General features: G+C 50.2%; 1 pseudogene. It reads right to left on the bottom strand.

The features are described from left to right. Window positions 1–55: 55 nt before the first annotated feature. Window positions 56–632, bottom strand: a pseudogene (locus LGZ98_RS24005) (IS5-like element ISPlu14 family transposase); the annotation flags it as partial.

Genomic DNA, 632 nt, shown 5'->3' with positions numbered 1-632 from the left:
AATCATAATACAACTCATTTTCCTCATTGACCCGATTCAATCGCCCGTCAGGGCGTTATTTTCGCTTCGCGGGCATTGACTGGCTCGCCCTCCAGAGATAAAAACAACAAAGCATCGCGACCAGCAAGGCTATCTTCTTGATATTTTGGGCAGTTGCCGCCAAAAGACACTGTATTTGCACCTTCTGCAACCCGCGAAAATGGGCATAACGGTGCCCGTGATGTTGCTTCGCATCCGCAAAACTGCGCTCTATTGTTTCCTTTCGTCGCTTGTAAACTTTTTTACCCCATTCCGTTAGCCGGTTTTCTCTGGCCTGCTCTTTACTGGCCTCCCAGATATGACGGGTTATCGTTTTTCCGCCTTTCGCGTGCGTGCAGGCATCACGCTGCGGGCAACACTGGCAGATAGCCGCCGGGGCCTGATAATGCCGGTATCCCTGACGGTCGGTTGTGGTATAAATCAGTTTTTCTCCCTGCGGGCAGACATAACAATCCTGTAGCTGGTCATAGGTGAAATGTTTCTTCTGAAAGGTATTTGGTCCCTTATTCGGCCGGCGATAACCTATGATGGGGATAATGCCTAACTGTTCCGTCAGATAACAAACCGGGGCCGTAAAATAGCCCGCATCCAAC

Source organism: Photorhabdus kayaii, assembly GCF_025384895.1.
In the GTDB taxonomy this organism is placed as follows: domain Bacteria; phylum Pseudomonadota; class Gammaproteobacteria; order Enterobacterales; family Enterobacteriaceae; genus Photorhabdus; species Photorhabdus kayaii.
This window is presented reverse-complemented; position numbering and strand designations above follow the sequence as displayed.